The 15713-nt window shown below is 62.6% G+C and carries 17 protein-coding genes and 1 pseudogene; 11 read left to right on the top strand and 7 right to left on the bottom strand.

Annotated elements, in window-relative coordinates; genetic code table 11:
• From ACIQ17_RS21145 to ACIQ17_RS21155, 3 genes and pseudogenes are all read left to right on the top strand, one after another.
• Positions 1-446, top strand: a pseudogene (locus ACIQ17_RS21145) (cryptochrome/photolyase family protein); the annotation flags it as partial.
• 66 nt (positions 447-512) lie between these two features.
• A complete protein-coding gene (locus ACIQ17_RS21150) occupies positions 513-728 on the top strand; it encodes an integrase (protein ID WP_398471066.1) in 216 nt (71 codons plus the stop codon).
• Positions 729-845: 117 nt separating this feature from the next.
• Positions 846-1640: a type 1 glutamine amidotransferase domain-containing protein gene (locus tag ACIQ17_RS21155; RefSeq protein ID WP_398471067.1), complete on the top strand. Its 795-nt coding sequence runs from the start codon at positions 846-848 to the stop codon at positions 1638-1640.
• A gap of 104 nt (positions 1641-1744) precedes the next feature.
• Here the strand turns inward: ACIQ17_RS21155 and ACIQ17_RS21160 are convergent, their stop codons facing one another.
• Positions 1745-2224, bottom strand: a complete 480-nt coding sequence (locus ACIQ17_RS21160; protein ID WP_398471069.1) for a PaaI family thioesterase — start codon at positions 2222-2224, stop codon at positions 1745-1747.
• Positions 2225-2458: 234 nt separating this feature from the next.
• Between ACIQ17_RS21160 and purL the strand changes: the two genes are divergently transcribed.
• The 3 genes from purL (at position 2459) to ACIQ17_RS21175 (ending at position 5144) form a co-directional block, all read left to right on the top strand.
• The gene (purL, locus tag ACIQ17_RS21165; RefSeq protein WP_398471071.1) at positions 2459-4666 is read left to right on the top strand and encodes a phosphoribosylformylglycinamidine synthase subunit PurL; all 2208 of its coding nucleotides are present in this window, start codon (positions 2459-2461) and stop codon (positions 4664-4666) included.
• Between the two features lie 71 nt (positions 4667-4737).
• Positions 4738-4974 carry a hypothetical protein gene (locus tag ACIQ17_RS21170; protein ID WP_398471072.1) on the top strand — a complete coding sequence of 79 codons (237 nt, stop codon included), beginning with the start codon at positions 4738-4740 and terminating at the stop codon, positions 4972-4974.
• A complete protein-coding gene (locus tag ACIQ17_RS21175; protein ID WP_398471073.1) occupies positions 4971-5144 on the top strand; it encodes a hypothetical protein in 174 nt (57 codons plus the stop codon). The genes ACIQ17_RS21170 and ACIQ17_RS21175 overlap by 4 nt, the downstream gene beginning before the upstream one ends.
• Positions 5145-5156: 12 nt before the next feature.
• On the opposite strand, the gene ACIQ17_RS21180 is transcribed toward ACIQ17_RS21175, so the two are convergent.
• From ACIQ17_RS21180 to ACIQ17_RS21190, 3 genes are all read right to left on the bottom strand, one after another.
• Complete coding sequence (locus tag ACIQ17_RS21180; RefSeq protein WP_398471074.1) at positions 5157-6113, bottom strand: 2-hydroxyacid dehydrogenase; 957 nt, start codon at positions 6111-6113, stop codon at positions 5157-5159.
• A gap of 41 nt (positions 6114-6154) precedes the next feature.
• Positions 6155-7327 (bottom strand): acyltransferase, encoded by a 1173-nt coding sequence (locus ACIQ17_RS21185; RefSeq protein ID WP_398471075.1) that lies wholly within the window; start codon positions 7325-7327, stop codon positions 6155-6157.
• 119 nt (positions 7328-7446) lie between these two features.
• Complete coding sequence (locus ACIQ17_RS21190; protein WP_398471076.1) at positions 7447-7809, bottom strand: DUF427 domain-containing protein; 363 nt, start codon at positions 7807-7809, stop codon at positions 7447-7449.
• A 171-nt stretch (positions 7810-7980) separates the two neighbouring features.
• Here ACIQ17_RS21190 and ACIQ17_RS21195 point away from each other — a divergent pair, with 171 nt between their 5' ends.
• Positions 7981-8217, top strand: a complete 237-nt coding sequence (locus ACIQ17_RS21195; RefSeq protein ID WP_398471077.1) for a BolA family protein — start codon at positions 7981-7983, stop codon at positions 8215-8217.
• Positions 8218-8349: 132 nt separating this feature from the next.
• Here the strand turns inward: ACIQ17_RS21195 and egtD are convergent, their stop codons facing one another.
• Both egtD and egtB read right to left on the bottom strand, forming a co-directional pair.
• A complete protein-coding gene (gene egtD / locus ACIQ17_RS21200; RefSeq protein WP_398471078.1) occupies positions 8350-9315 on the bottom strand; it encodes an L-histidine N(alpha)-methyltransferase in 966 nt (321 codons plus the stop codon).
• Positions 9316-9357: 42 nt separating this feature from the next.
• Positions 9358-10596 carry an ergothioneine biosynthesis protein EgtB gene (gene egtB / locus ACIQ17_RS21205; RefSeq protein WP_398471080.1) on the bottom strand — a complete coding sequence of 413 codons (1239 nt, stop codon included), beginning with the start codon at positions 10594-10596 and terminating at the stop codon, positions 9358-9360.
• A 311-nt stretch (positions 10597-10907) separates the two neighbouring features.
• Between egtB and grxD the strand changes: the two genes are divergently transcribed.
• Genes grxD through ACIQ17_RS21225 form a run of 4 tightly spaced genes read left to right on the top strand, consistent with a single transcriptional unit; the run spans position 10908 to position 14390 of the window.
• Entirely contained in the window at positions 10908-11243 is a 336-nt protein-coding gene (gene grxD, locus ACIQ17_RS21210) for a Grx4 family monothiol glutaredoxin (RefSeq protein WP_233025543.1), read from the top strand.
• Complete coding sequence (locus ACIQ17_RS21215; protein WP_398471084.1) at positions 11240-11785, top strand: O-acetyl-ADP-ribose deacetylase; 546 nt, start codon at positions 11240-11242, stop codon at positions 11783-11785. Before grxD ends, ACIQ17_RS21215 begins: the two co-directional genes overlap by 4 nt.
• A 48-nt stretch (positions 11786-11833) precedes the next feature.
• Complete coding sequence (locus ACIQ17_RS21220; RefSeq protein ID WP_398471081.1) at positions 11834-13129, top strand: serine hydrolase domain-containing protein; 1296 nt, start codon at positions 11834-11836, stop codon at positions 13127-13129.
• A gap of 40 nt (positions 13130-13169) precedes the next feature.
• Entirely contained in the window at positions 13170-14390 is a 1221-nt protein-coding gene (locus ACIQ17_RS21225) for a serine hydrolase domain-containing protein (RefSeq protein ID WP_398471082.1), read from the top strand.
• Positions 14391-14516: 126 nt separating this feature from the next.
• Here the strand turns inward: ACIQ17_RS21225 and ACIQ17_RS21230 are convergent, their stop codons facing one another.
• Complete coding sequence (locus ACIQ17_RS21230) at positions 14517-15584, bottom strand: threonine aldolase family protein (protein ID WP_398471083.1); 1068 nt, start codon at positions 15582-15584, stop codon at positions 14517-14519.
• Between the last annotated feature and the right edge of the window lie 129 nt (positions 15585-15713).

A 15713-nucleotide genomic window follows, 5' to 3' on the forward strand; every position in this document is an offset into this window, starting at 1 on the left:
CCTATTCGCATCACATCCAGCGGCTGATGGTGACGGGCAATTTCGCACTGCTCGCCGGCATCGCGCCGAAGGAGATCGCCGAGTGGTATCTCGTGGTCTATGCCGACGCGTTCGAGTGGGTTGAACTGCCGAATGTGCAGGGCATGTCGCAATTCGCCGACGGTGGTCTGCTGGCGTCGAAGCCTTATGCGTCGTCCGGCGCCTATATCGACCGGATGTCCGATTTCTGCCCGAGTTGCGTCTATGACGTGAAGGTCAAATCCGGGCCAAAGGCATGCCCGTTCAATTTCCTCTATTGGGCATTCCTGATCCGTAACGCGGCGACGCTGCGTACCAACCAGCGTATGGCGATGCCCTATCGTACGCTGGCCGGGTGGGACGAGGGCCACAAGGCAGCGAACACCGCCGAGGCCGAGGCATTTCTGGACGGGTTGGCGAGGGAATGACGCGGCGATTCTGGACGCGGACGCGATTAACGACTACATTGCCTCCAGAGGTTGCCGATGCCGGCCATGATCTCGGAAGTTTACGACGCGTTCATCGCGTCGGGCGCGCCAGAAGACAAGGCGCGGAAAGCTGCGGAAGCGATCGCGGCCTATGACGGGCGCTTTGGCAGGATCGAAAGTGAACTGGTTGCGATCCACGGTGATCTCAATCTCTTGAAATGGATGAATGGTGTGACCTGGGCTTTTAGTCTCGGCATCCTGTTCAAATTGTTCTTGCACTGATCTCTCCGCCGCAGACCCGGGACACATCGCTCGCCGATCAATTGCCGCTGACATCGCCTTAGCTGAATTTCCATCATGAAGTTCAACGCGTTCGCGTGACGCATCAAGGAGGTTGTGATGAGCAAGGGGAAGGTGCTGATCGTCTGCTCCAATTCCACCCGGATCGAAGTGCGAGGCGGCTTCGGCCCGACGGGGCACTATCTCAACGAAACCGTGGTGCCGGCGATGGCGCTGGTGGATGCCGGCTACGACATCGTGCTCGCCACGCCAAGCGGCGCCAAGCCGCCACTCGATCCGGTCTCGCGTGCCGCCGCGCATTTCGAGAATGACGAGGCGGCATTTCAACGCGCCGAGGCGTTCTTCGCTGATCACCCATCGATGAACGACGTTCGCAGCTTGCGTTCGGTGATTGACGCGGGACTGGACAGTTACGCGGCCTATTTCACGCCGGGCGGTCAGGCGCCAGTGGTCGATCTGATGCAGAATGCGGAGGTTGGCGAGATCCTGCGTCATTTCCATACGCGTCAGAAGCCGACGGCGCTGCTGTGCCATGGACCGATTGCGCTGATCGCGGCATTGCCGACGGCGCCCGCCTTGCGCGCCGCGCTGGTGGCGGGCGATGCGGCCAAAGCCGACGCGGCGGCCAAAGGCTGGCAATATGCGGGATATCGGATGACCATCTTTTCCAACAGCGAGGAGAAGGTGATCGAAGAGCAGATCCTGCATGCCGACATGTATTTCCATGTCGTCGATACACTCGAACTGGCCGGCGGCACGGTGATCATCGGCCCGGATTTCGAGCCGAATGTGATCGAGGATCGTGAGCTCATCACCGGGCAGAATCCGCGGTCCGATCATCTGATCGCGGAGAAGCTGATCCGGGCACTGGAGCGAACGAAGATCGTGGCTTGAGTGCAGCCAGAGGGCTGAGCAGGCGAAGCCGTAATCCGCCGCGGAGTTTCAGCCATGAATTCGGCCGGCGGATTGCGCTACGCTCATCCGCCCTACGGCCGCGTCTACTCCGCCGCAATTGCCGCCGGCTTCGCGCGCTTCTTCACGCGCTTGATCGTGCCCGAGAACGTGAACAGCTTGCGTCCATCCGTGTGCAGGACACCCCGCAAGAAGATCAGCGAGCCACCCACGCGCGTCATTTCGCCATCGCATTCGATGAGGTCGCCGACGCGGCCGGCATCGAGGAACTCGCAGGCGAAGGAGACGGTGATGCCAGGGCCGGCCAGCTCGCGCGAGGAGAGGGCGAACAGGCAGTAATCGGCAAAGGTCATGAAGCAGCCGCCATGGACGTTTTTCATGCCGTTGAGGTGCCGGGGCTCGACCCGGAAGGCGCAGCGGATGCGGCCGTCGGCCTCCACCTTGTGCCAGAACGGGCCGGACAGCGCTTCGAACGAATCCCGCTTCCAGGTGCTCCAGCCAGCAAATTCCCCCTCGGTTTCGGTATAGACGTCGGAACTGAACGGGATGACGGCGTCGGCGGGCACATTCACGGCGCGGAACTCCTTGGATTGGCGGCGAAAAGTGTTAAATCCGATCCGTCCGGCGGGCGCAATCCGGCCTCCGCGCAGGGCACCATGCGGGCCGATTTCCGGCCCCGGCGGGACTTTTCGGGCAAAGCTTGGGACATGCAGGGAACGGGCCTGAAAAGGGCCTTTTCCGGCTGGCCTGATCTTTCTATGAAGAGCCCTTCCCAGAGCCAAACTATTCGACTGGACCCCATGACCGAGCCAAAGATCACTCCCGAACTCGTCGCCTCCCACGGCCTCAAGCCCGACGAGTATGAGCGCATCCTGAAGCTGATCGGGCGCGAGCCGAGTTTTACCGAGCTCGGCATCTTCTCGGCCATGTGGAACGAGCATTGCTCGTATAAATCCTCGCGCATCCATCTGAAGGGCCTGCCGACCAAGGCGCCCTGGGTGCTACAGGGACCGGGCGAGAATGCGGGGGTCATCGATATCGGTGACAACCAGGCCATCGTGTTCAAGATGGAGAGCCATAACCACCCCAGCTATATCGAGCCCTATCAGGGCGCGACCACGGGTGTCGGCGGCATTCTGCGTGACGTCTTCACCATGGGCGCGCGGCCGATCGCCTGCCTCAATGCGATCTCGTTCGGCGCGCCGGAACATCCGAAGACGCGCCATCTGGTCTCGGGCGTCGTGGCCGGTATCGGCGGCTATGGCAATTCCTTCGGCGTGCCCACCGTGGGCGGCCAGACGCGCTTCCACACGCGCTATGACGGCAACAACCTCGTCAATGCGATGGCCGTCGGCCTCGCGGACGCGGACAAGATCTTCCTCGCCGCCGCCTCCGGCGTGAACATGCCCATCGTCTATCTCGGCTCCAAGACCGGCCGCGACGGCATTCATGGCGCGTCGATGGCGTCGGCCGAATTCGACGATGCGTCGGAGGAGAAGCGCCCGACCGTGCAGGTCGGCGATCCCTTCGCCGAAAAGCTGCTGCTGGAAGCCTGCCTCGAAATCATGGCCGCCGATTGCGTCATCGCGATCCAGGACATGGGCGCTGCGGGCCTGACCTGCTCGGCCGTCGAAATGGGCGCCAAGGGCGATCTCGGCGTCGAGCTCAATCTCGATGCGGTGCCGACGCGCGAGGAGGGCATGACCGCCTATGAGATGATGCTGTCGGAAAGCCAGGAGCGGATGCTCATGGTGCTGAAGCCCGAGAAGGAAAAGCAGGCCGAGGACATCTTCAAGAAGTGGGGCCTCGACTTCGCCATCGTCGGCCACACCACGCCGACGCTGCGTTTCGTCGTCAAGCATGGCGGCAAGACCATGGCCGATCTGCCGATCAAGGAGCTCGGCGACGAGGCGCCGCTTTATGATCGTCCGCATGTGCCGTCGCCGAAACTCCCGGTGATCGCGGCGCGCGACGTCAAGGCGCCGGCCTCGCTGGGTGACGCGCTGGTCAAGCTGATCGGCACGCCGGACCTGTGCTCGAAGCGCTGGGTGTGGGAACAGTATGACCATGTGATCGGTGGCAACACCGTGCAGCGCCCCGGCGGCGATGCCGCGGTGGTGCGCATCGAGGATGGCCCGAAGGGCATCGCGATGTCGGTGGACGTGACGCCGCGCTATTGCGAGGCCGATCCGGTCGAGGGCGGCAAGCAGGCGGTCGCCGAAGCCTGGCGCAACATCACCGCAGTCGGCGGCAAGCCGCTGGCGGTGACGGACAACCTCAATTTCGGCAATCCCGAGCGGCCCGAGATCATGGGCCAGCTGGTCGGCTGCCTGAAGGGCATCGGTGAAGCCTGTATCGCGCTCGACTTCCCGATCGTGTCGGGCAATGTCTCGCTCTACAACGAAACCAACGGCCGCGGCATTCTCCCGACCCCGTCGATCGGCGGCGTCGGCGTGCTCGACGATTTCACCAAATCGGCAACGCTGGCCTTCAAGAAGGAAGGCGAAGCGATCCTGCTGATCGGCGCCACCGAAGGCTGGCTCGGCCAGTCTGTCTATCTGCGCGATGTCTGCGGCAAGGAAGAGGGCGCCCCGCCGCCGGTCGATCTGGCCACCGAACGCCGCAATGGCGATGTGGTGCGCGGCATGATCCATGCGGGGACGGCAACGGCCGTGCATGACATCGCCGATGGTGGTCTCTTGGTCGCGATTGCCGAAATGGCGATGGCCTCCGGCATCGGCGCCAAGCTCGATGCAGCGCCGTCATCCATCGTGCCGCATGCCTTCTGGTTCGGCGAGGACCAGGCACGCTACATCGTCACCGTGCCGGAAGATCAGCTGCTCACGGTGCTGTCGAAGCTGAAGAGCGTCGAGGTGCCCTGCGTGCAGATCGGCAAGACCGGCGGCCATGCGGTGGCGATCGATGGCGAGAAGGCGGTGGACATCAAGGCCCTCGTGCATGCGCATGAAAGCTGGCTGCCGACCTATATGAGCGGCAAGGTCGCCTAGGGCGTCGCTGGTGTTTTTACACCTTCAGGTTTAGTTTGCTCCCGCTGATCTTTTGGCGGGAGCATGCTAGAGTGAGCATTGTCATTGTCCGGCGTAACGAGCGGCGCAAGCTGAGCGCGGCATGGTGCAATGCCGCGGCGACCGGAATGTTGACTGTTGGTGTTTTTGCTCCGGTTGTTGCGGGCGTCATCGGCGTCGGACGGCCGCTTGGTGATTTCGCCGTTTTGAGCACCGTGCTCGGCGCATTCGCCATCTGCATATGTCTACACCTGCTTGGGCGACACATGCTCGGAGGGCTCGAAGAATGACGCAGATCGAAATTCTCGGAATTGTTGCGCCAGTTTTGGGCGGACTTGTCGTGATCGTAACGGTCCTCGTCGCCAATCATTTTGACGAGAAAAAAGCCAAAGCCGAGCGCAAGGCTCGGCCGTCATCGCACGATAACCATCATGTGGGAGCGCCGTCGGCTGCGGAGTGAGCACTCCGATCGCTAATAACTCAAGGCCCGATCCACTACATGCTGCAGCGGCTCGCCGCTCTCCGCCCGCACCACATTCTCCGCGATCTTCTCCGCCGCCGTTGAAGCGCGCGTCGCTGCCGCGATATGCGGCGAGATCGTCACGGCCGGGTGCGACCAGAAAGGATGATCGGCCGGCACCGGCTCCGTGCGGAAGACGTCCAGCGTCGCCTGTGCGACCTGTCCGCTGTCGAGTGCAGCGACCAATGCATCATCGACGATCAGCGTGCCACGGCCGGCATTGACGATGAAGCTGCCCTTGGGCAGGAGAGCCAGCCGTTCGGCATTGAGCAGATCAATCGTCTCCGGCGTCTGCGGAAGCAGGCCTATCAGAATTTCCGCAGAGGCCAGCGCCTCCGGAAGGCTATCCGCTCCCGCGAGGCAGCGGACGCCGGCGACATCGCGTGGGCTACGGCTCCAGCCGGTGACGCGGAAACCGAGTTGCGCCAGCGCCGTTGCTGCGGCCGATCCCAATTCACCAAGGCCCAGCACCGTCACGGAACGATCGGTCGCGAGTGGCGGCACGTGTTGCTCCCAGCCCCGCGGCTTCTCGCGGACATAGCGGTCCATGCCGAGATGGGCGCGCAGCACGTGGCCGACAACCCACTCGACCATGCCTTGACGCAGACCGTCATCCACCATGCGGCATAGTGGCTGCGTCAGCGTGGTGTTGCCGACGATCTTCTCGACTCCGGCCCACAGGCTCAGCACTGCGCGGGCATTGGTGAAGGGAGCGAAGTCGGTAATGGGGCCGCCGGTCGCATGGATGATGTAGTCCGCATCGCCCGGCGCGATCTCGCCAAGCAGGCCGGCGCGCGCGTCGATGCTGCGGCGCTTCAGGGCATCGAGGATGGAATCACGGTATTCCGCGAGCACGTCCGGCGTGACATTGAAGAGCAGATTGATCTTATCGCCGTTGCGCGCACGCATGCTGGTCTCCTGCAGGTCGTCGTTCGTATTGTGATGTGCCGTTACAGGACGCGTGTCGCGCCCGGCAATTGCCGTACTGCGCGCGTCACCGCCCAGCTGATCGCCAGCGTGCCGGCAAAGGCGATCAGGGCTTTGGGTTGTGCGCCCCAGGGCATTTTCAGCATCGCCCACTGCAGCCACAGCATCGGCAGATAATGGATGACGAAAATGCCATAGGCGTCGGCGCGCAGGGGATCGAAGATGCTCTTTTCGCGCTGGCCGAAGCGGACGAACAGCGCGAGCACGGCAAGGCAGATCAGCGTGCAGGCGATCGCATAGATCACGCCATAGCTTGACTGCCACCAGAATGGCGGCGCGCCGGTCAGGTTGGACAGCTTCATGCGGCGGAAATTGATGAGATAGGCGAGACCGCCGAACGAGACTGCGGCGGCGATGGTCCACCACAGCCATTGCCGTGCCAGCGCGCCGGTGCGGGCGAGCAGGCCCTGATCGATATTGGCGGCGCCGATGCCCATGCCGGCGAAGAAGAACACGCCATAGATCGCCATGCGGCTGAACTGCACCTGCAACGGCCCGAGGCTGAACCAGCGTACCGCGCCAACGGTGAACAGGAACGGCACATAGGAGATCACGGCAATGATCGCGAGGGCGGTCACGAACAGCCACGGCCGCTCGAAGGCGCGGATCGAGAGCCGGTTGATGGCGTCGATCAGCCTTGGTGCGAACAGGAAGACCGGGATCGCGACGAGGTCGAGAAACAGCAGATACCAGATGAACCAGCCGGGGCCGGCGAACCATTGGCCCTGCCTGAAATTGTTGACGTAGAATTCGACGAAGCCTGTCTTGTTGGTGGAGAGGCTGAAGGACGCGTAATAGGCGACCGGCATCAGCACGAAGATCATGGCCAGGAAGGGCAGGCCGAGGCGCAATGCGCGGTCGCGCACGAAGTCGAGGATGCCCTTGCGCTTCAGGCTCGGCCAGACGAACAGGCCCGACAGCATGAACATCAGGCACATGAAGAAGGTGTCGTTGAACAGCGTCAGGACGTTGAAGCCGAACCAGCGCTGGTCGTCGACGATGGGCGCGGTCGACCACAGATAGTGGTTGGGGTAGTAGCGGCCGAAAGCGGTGTAGGCGACCACGGCGTGGTTCGCCAGCACGAGCAAGGTGACGAAGGTGCGGGCGCGGTCGAGCGCGGCGTTACGGTCTGACATGGTGGTCCGGCGAGCCCCCGCTGTGCCGCGCGGGTGGCGCGGCCGTCGCATCGGTGATGGTACGTCATGATAGGGGGCGAACGGCGCGCGGGCAATTCGCCGGGATCAGCCGGGTCCGATCAGGCGGGCAGGATCTCGATCTTCACCTTGTCCGGATAGAAAGCGAGATAGTCCTTGATCCCGGCCATGGCCGGAAAGGGCGTCTCATAGGTCCAGATGGCGTTGTCCAGAACCTTGTCCGCGGTCTTGATGCTGTAATAATTCGCGTCGCCCTTGTAGGGGCAATGGGTTACGCGTTCGGTGCGCGTCACGATGTCCATATTGGCGTCGCTGCGCGGGAGATAGAACACCTCGGGATAGGTGGCCTCCTTCAGCGTGACCGCCCTCGTGGTGTCGGCGATCACCATGTCGCCCGCGGTGACGCGGATACGCTTGCCCGAGGGCGTGATCGAGATCGGATGGTCCGGGCCGGGGACTTTCATGGGCAAACCCTCGTGGCGATCAGATATGCCCTAGCAGATGTGACCTCCTGCCCGCCTTTAAAAGGGGCCGATCACGGATTATGATGATGGGAATGACGCGCTGCACGCGATAGGCTGGCGCTTCCTGCGGCCCAGTCAGGCCGCGATTCGAGATGTCTGGAGACCCGATTAATGCCGATGGACGCCCGCGATATCGAGACCATGATCAAGGCCGCGATTCCCGACGCGCAGGTGACAATCCGCGACCTCGCTGGCGACGGCGATCACTATGCGGCCACGGTGATCTCGGAGACGTTTCGCGGCAAGTCCCGCGTGGCACAGCACCAGATCGTCTATCAGTCGCTGAAGGGCCAGATGGGCGGCGTCTTGCATGCGCTGGCGCTGCAGACGGGCGTGCCGGAGGGCTAGGCCGGTCTCCGATTGTCATCACCCGCGAAAGCGGGTGATCCACTAGACGCTGAACTTTGTACTCATCTCTGTCTGTTGCGTGTACTGGATCGCCCGGTCAAGCCGGGCGATGACAATGAGAGTGCCGGGAGATTACTCCACCGCCACGAGCGCATGCACCGAAAACTGCTCCTCCGCGTCGGTCCATGACGACTTCGGCTCCCAGCCCGAGCCGCGGGCCAGCGCGCCAAACCGCTCCATGCTGTATTTGTAGCTGCTCTCGGTGTGAATGCTCTCACCCGCGCGGAAATCGAAGCTGCGCCCGAACAGATGCACCGTCTGCGGCTTCTTCGCGATCAGGTGCATCTCGATGCGGTGGCGCTCCTTGTTGTAGATCGCGCGATGCACAAATTCGCCGAGATCGAAATCGCCACCGAGTTCGCGATTGATCCTGACCAGCACATTCTTGTTGAACTCGCCGGTGACCCCGGCCGCATCGTTATAGGCGGCCTGCAGGATGCGCTCGTCCTTTTCCAGGTCGATGCCGATCAGCATCAACGCACCCTTGCCGAGGATGTTGCGCGCCGAGCGCAGAAAGTTCGCTGCTTCATGCGGGTCGAAATTGCCGAGCGTCGAGCCGGGAAAGAACCCGACCTTCGGCATCGCTTTCACCTCATCGGGAAGGTCGAACGTCGTGGTGAAATCGGCATTCACCGGAAGAACGTCCAGTGCCGGAAAATCCTTGCGCAGCTCATTGGCCTGATCGGCGAGGAAGTCACCGGAAATATCCACCGGGACATAGGCACCGAACGAACATTGTTCGAGCAGCAGCCGCACCTTGGTCGTGGCGCCGGCGCCAAATTCCACCAGTGCCGCATCCTTCGGAATGATCGAGCAGATATCCTTGCCACGGGCACGGAGAATGCCGAGCTCGGTGCGGGTCGGGTAATATTCCGGCAGTTTCGTGATCTGCTCGAATAGCTGCGAGCCGGCTTCGTCGTAGAAGTATTTCGGCGACAGCTTCTTCGGCTGCTGCGACAGCGCTTCGGTCACATCCGCAGCAAAAGCCGTGGTCGCAGGATCGAGCTCGGCTGTGGCCAGCGGGGCATGGACGTTCATGACTTTCTCCTCGACGCGGTCGCGATGGATGCGGGGTGATGCTCAGTTGCCGTAATCTGCGAGGCGCAGGCCGGTGAACTGCCAGCGATGGTAGGGGTAGAAGAAGTTGCGATAGGTCACGCGGCTGTGCCCGTCCGGCGTCGCCAGCGACGAACCGCGCAGCACGTATTGGTTCACCATGAACTTGCCGTTGTATTCGCCGAGCGCGCCTTCGATGGCGCGATAGCCGGGATAGGGCGCATAAGAGCTGCGCGTCCACTGCCAGACGATGCCATAGGCGTCGTTGAGGCTGTTCGCGCGCGCAGCGACTTCCCATTCCATCTCGGTGGGCAGATGCTTGCCGCTCCAGCGCGCGAAGGCATCAGCTTCATAATAGCTGACGTGGCACACCGGCGCGTCAGGATCGATAGGCTGGAGGCCGCCGAGTGTCATGATCTGCCACTCGCCGTCGATCTTTCGCCAATGGCCCGGTGCCTGCCACTCCTCACGTGCGGCGGCGGCAAAGCCATCCATCAGCCAGAGCGTGGCCTTGTCGTAGCCACCGTCATTCATGAACTCGCGCCACTCGCGATTGGTCACGAGATTACGCTGCAGCTTCACCGGACCGACAAGCGCGCGGTGGGCGGGCTTCTCGTTGTCGAAATGGAAGCTGTCGCTCTGATGGCCGATGGTGTGGATGCCTTCCGTCAGCGTCGTCCAGCTCTCGCCATCGCGCTCCAGGGCCGGGAAACGCCAATCGTCCTGATAAGCTGGCGGGATCGGGTTCTGCGCGAAGGCATGCAGGATGTCGGTGAACATCAGCTCCTGATGCTGCTGCTCGTGATTCATGCCGACTTCGAGCAGCGGGACCAGCGACGCCAGTTTCTCCTCGCTCGCACTGTCAAAGAATTTCACGACGGCGTCATCGACATAGCGCCGATAGGCGGTGACCTCATCGGCTGATGGCCGGGTGAGATGACCGCGCTGCGCGCGCGCATGGCGCGGGCCAGCGGAGACGTAATAGGAATTGAACAGATAGGCATAGTCGGGATGGAAGACCTTGTAGCCGGGCTGATGTTCGCCGAGCAGGAATTGCTCCCAGAACCATGTCACATGCGCGCGGTGCCATTTTGCGGGGCTCGCATCGGGCATCGACTGGATCAGCTGGTCTTCCGGCGATAGCGGGGCAGCCCGTTGCTCGGTCTCGTTGCGGACCCGCAGATACGCGTCGGTGAGCTGTTGGGCGAGGGAGCCGGTGGCGGAGATCTGGGCTGCATGCTGGGCGGATGCTGATGGCGTCACGAAAATCTCCGATTTTGAGGGAGAACGTCAGTCTTCCGGATGCGTTCCGCAGGAAAGGTTTGTCCTAGATAGGGCCTTTCCGGCGGGATGAAAGGCTTTCCATCATATAAAACGGGCGCCCCGCGGCTTGGACAAAGTTGCGGAAAAGCGGCCGGGAGGTGGCGGAAGGCGCGGGAAACGCCCGCAAAATCAGGCTTTCAGCTTGGGCTGCAAAGCGGATTCGGCTACATATATGAGCATGTGACGGGCGCTGCGCCGGAGGGCTGGCAGCGATCGGGCCGCAACATTCTGGCCGTAACAGGGACGCGATCATGAGCATTGAGCAATTCATCGAGAACGAAGTGAAGACCAACGACGTGGTGCTGTTCATGAAGGGCACGCCGCAGTTTCCGCAGTGCGGTTTCTCGGGTCAGGTGGTCCAGATCCTCGATCACGTCGGCGTGGGCTACAAGGGCCTCAATGTTCTCGAATCCGCCGAATTGCGCGACGGCATCAAGGTCTATTCGAACTGGCCGACCATTCCGCAGCTCTATGTGAAGGGCGAATTCATCGGCGGCTGCGACATCGTCCGCGAGATGTTCCAGGCCGGCGAGCTGCAGAGCCTGCTGGCCGAAAAGGGCGTGATCGAAGCCCAGGCGTCGGCCTGAGCGCCACGCGACAGATCGGCCCGGTGACCCTGGATGTCATCGTGGCCGACATCACCACGCTCCGCGTGGATGCCATCGTCAACGCCGCCAATGAGACGCTTCTTGGCGGCGGCGGCGTGGATGGCGCGATCCACCGGGCCGCCGGCCCGGATCTGCTGGCCGAATGCCGCACACTTGGCGGCTGCGCCACAGGCGACGCCAAGATCACCCTTGGATACCGTTTGCCGGCCCGCCATGTGATCCACACGGTGGGACCTGTCTGGCACGGTGGCGGGCAGGGCGAGGACGCCGCTCTCGCCTCATGCTACCGACGATCCCTGCAGCTTTGCCACCAGAGCGAGCTCGCTTCGATCGCGTTCCCGGCGATCTCGACCGGCGTCTACGGCTTCCCGGTCAAGCGGGCGGCGGATATCTGCGTGCTTACGGTGATCGAGACGTTACCTTCCACGCCCGGCATGACCGCGGTTACCTTCTGCTGCTTTTCCGAACCCTCGGCGGAGTTGCATCGTCGGGCGTTGGCCCGCTGTGTACCTCTTGCCTGAGATCACGTCGCCGTTACACTTCCTGCCATCTGGCGAAGAGGGCGTGTGATGAAGTGGCGGGATCTGGTGCGTGCCTCGATAGCCTGTGCGCTGCTGGTCGCGGCGCCCGCATCGGCCCAGGATCGTTTCGCCGCCGAAGGCACCTTCGACATTCCGGCCGGGGCGCAATTCTCGCAGGAGAAGCTCAAGGCCATCGACGTCTTCTTCAAGACCCAGATCGAGAACGGCAAGATCCCCGGCGCCATCGTGCTGATCCAGCAGCATGGCAAGCCGGTCTATGAGCGCTTCTTCGGTGAGCGCGATCCAGACACCAAGCAGCCGATGACGGCGGACACGATCTTTCGCCTGCACTCCATGACCAAGCCGATCACGTCTTTCGCGGCGATGATGCTGGTGGACGAGGGGAGGCTGAAGCTCGACGATCCCGTCTCGACATACATTCCGTCTTTTGCGAAAGCCAAGGTCGGTGTCGAGAGCAAGCTGGAAAACGGCGAGAAGGCACTGGAGATCGTCGCCCCTGATCGCCCGGTCACCATCCGCGATCTGCTGCTGCATACCTCCGGGATCACCTATGGTTTCTATGGCGACAGCCTGGTGCGCCGGGCCTATGGCAATGCGGACATCTACAACGGCGATTTCGACAACAAGGAATTCGCCGATCGGATCGCGCAGCTGCCGCTGGAATATCAGCCCGGCACCATGTGGGATTACGGCCATTCCACCGACATTCTCGGCCGTGTCATTGAGGTCGTGTCCGGCAAGACGCTGCTCGGCTTCGAGGAAGAGAAGCTGCTGAAGCCCCTCGGCATGACCTCGACCGGGTTCTACGTGAAAGAGAAAGCGAAAGAAGCGCTGCTGGCAAAGCCGATGGGTTGGGACCGCGATTTCCGTACCGGACGACAGGGGCGCCCGGAGACCTATCAGAAATGGGAATCCGGCAGCGGCGGCATGGTCTCGACACTGTCGGATTATCGCAAATTCGCCCAGATGCTGCTCAATGGCGGCGAATATGACGGCAAGCGCTATATGAGCCCGGCTGTCTTCAAGGACATGATGACCGATCATGTCGGCAAGGACAGCGGCATCAAGCGTGACTACCTGTATTTCCCCGGCGATGGTTTCGGTTTCGGCTACGGCTTTGCCGTGCGCACCGATCCCGGAAACGCCAAACCGCCGCCGCCGGGATCATTGGGCGAGTTGAAATGGGATGGTGCCTCCGGCTGCTACTTCATCATCGATCCCAAGCAGGATTTTTTCATGATCTTGCTCGAACAGACGCCTTCGGAGCGTCAACGCATCCAGCGCTCGCTCAAGCTGCTCGTCTATGAAGCGCTGGAGAAGTAGCACCCTCGCACTCCTGCTGCTCGCGTTGTGCTCCGCCGGAATGGGCGACACTGCAGCGTCTTTCGCGTGGGCGGAAAAGGCGCGTCCAGCCGCCCGCGAATTCTTGCCGGACAAGCTGCTTGCGCTCGACGACTACTTTCTCGGCATGGTGGCCGATCGAAAGATTCCGGGGGCGGTGGTGCTGGTGCAGCAGCACGGCAAGCGTGTTTACTTCGACAGTTTTGGTAACCGCGACAGCGGCCATCCGATGACGGCGGATTCGATCTTCCGGCTGTATTCGATGAGCAAGCCGATCACGTCGGTGGCTGTCATGATGCTGGTCGAGGATGGCAGGCTGAAGCTTGACGATCCCTTGTCGAAATACATTCCGGCATTTGGCAACGCCAAAGTGGGCCTGGATGCCAATGGCGGCGATGAGCACGCCAGCTTCGGGCTTGCTCCGCTGAAGCGTCCGATCACCATCGCCGACCTGCTCAAGCACACATCGGGCATCACCTATGGCTTCTATGGCGACGACCCCGCGAGAAAACGCTATGCGCAGCTCGATGTGTTCGGTCGCGACTGGGACAATGCGTCCTGGGCAGAGCGCATTGCGAAATTGCCACTGGCCGAGCAACCGGGAACATTGTGGAATTACGGGCACTCCACTGACATTCTCGGGCGCGTGATTGAAGTGGTGTCGGGGGACAGCCTCTATCATTTCCTGAAGGATCGCCTGTTCGATCCGCTGGGGATGACAGATACGGCATTCTACATCACCGACCTGCAGCATCGCGAGCGCGTGGCCGAACCGTTCGCATCCGACCGCATGGTTGGCCCGGTCGTTGGCATGCATGATCCCGCCGATGTCGGCCTCTGGCAGGCGGGCGGCTCCGGGCTCGTCGGCACGGTCGCCGATTATGCGCGTTTTCTCCAGATGCTGCTCAACGGCGGCACGCTGGATGGCAGGCGCTATCTCTCCGTTGAGAGCGTGAAGGAGATGACGCGCGACCATATCGGCCCCGGTAGCGGCGTCGCGCGCGACTATTACTATTTCCCCGGTGCAGCGAGCGGCTTTGGCTATGGCTTTGCGGTGCGGACCAGGGAAATGGCCGAAGAGCCGGGACCGCTCGGCGAGTATCGCTGGGATGGCGTCGGCGGCACGTTCTTCTGGGTCGACCCCGCCGACGACATGTTCGTGCTGGTCATGACCCAGGCGCCGTCGCAGCGCTGGCGCATGGAAGTGGATGTGCGGAAGATGGTCTATGAGGCGTTGAAGTAGGGCCATCCACTCCGCCCTCATCCTGAGGAGCGGCCGTCAGGCCGCGTCTCGAAGGATGGCGATGTGATCAACAGCTCATGGTTCGAGACGACGCCAAGCGGCGCCTCCTCACCATGAGGGACTGAGTTAAGCCCCCCGCACGATCTCCCGCACCATTCCCAATGTGTCATCGATCATTGCCGCATCCACATCCAGATGCGTGCAGGCCCGGATGCGGCCGTCCATGGTGGCGAGCGTTACGCCTCTCGCGCGCAGCGCCTTCACCATGTCCGCAGCACTGATGCCCGCGCCGGCAGGATCGAAGAAGACGAGGTTCGTCTCCGGCTGCTGCACGTCGATCCCATCGATCTGAGCAAGCCCGCCGGCCAGCGCTCGCGCATTGGCGTGATCGTCGGCGAGTCGATCGACGTGATGATCGAGCGCATGGATGCAGGCGGCAGCAACGATGCCGGCCTGGCGCATCGCGCCGCCAAGCCCTTGTTTCCAGCGCCACACGGCGTCGATGTAGTCGCGCGTGCCGGCGAGAACGGCGCCGACAGGTGCGCCTAGGCCCTTGCTGAAATCAATCCACGCCGAATCCCAGCCGATGGTCATGTTGCGCGCGCTGATGCCGGTGGCGACACAGGCATTCAGCAGCCGCGCGCCGTCCATATGCGTGGCCATCCCGCGTTCGCGCGCGATGGCGACGATCGCGTCGAGATCGCTTTTCGCCCAGATGGTGCCGCCGCCGATATTCGCGGTTTGCTCGACGCTGACCAGCGTCTGCGCGGCCTCGTAGCGCGTGCGGGGATGCAGAGCGGCGCGCAATGCATCGGGCGAGAACTTGCCGTCCGCGCCATCGAGCCCGGTGATCTGGAATCCGCCGAGCGCGGCATGGGTGCCGCCTTCGCGCGAGAGGATATGCGCGGTGCGATGAGCGAGGATTTCGTCGCCGGGCCGGCAATGCGCGAGCAGGCCGGCGACATTGCACATGGTGCCTGACGGCATGAACACCGCCGCTTCCTTGCCGAGCAGGTCGGCCACCTGATCGCACAGTGCGTTGACGGTCGGATCGTCGCCCACCTGTTCGTCACCGACTTCGGCTGCGGCCATGGCGGCGCGCATGGCCGGTGTCGGCCTAGTCTGCGTGTCCGACAGCAGATTGATGCGGACAGGCGGCTGCGATGGATCGGGGCGGGCAGGGGTGAAGGGCATGCGAGCATCCGTATTGTTTGGATGGAGCCTACCCTGTGATCGTCAGCGCTTCCACACATGCGCCTGTCATCACCCGCATAAGCGGGTGATCCAGTAGACACCTGCGGATGTGAGTAAATTCGGGGCCTG

This window comes from Tardiphaga sp. (assembly GCF_044340795.1).
GTDB lineage: Bacteria > Pseudomonadota > Alphaproteobacteria > Rhizobiales > Xanthobacteraceae > Tardiphaga.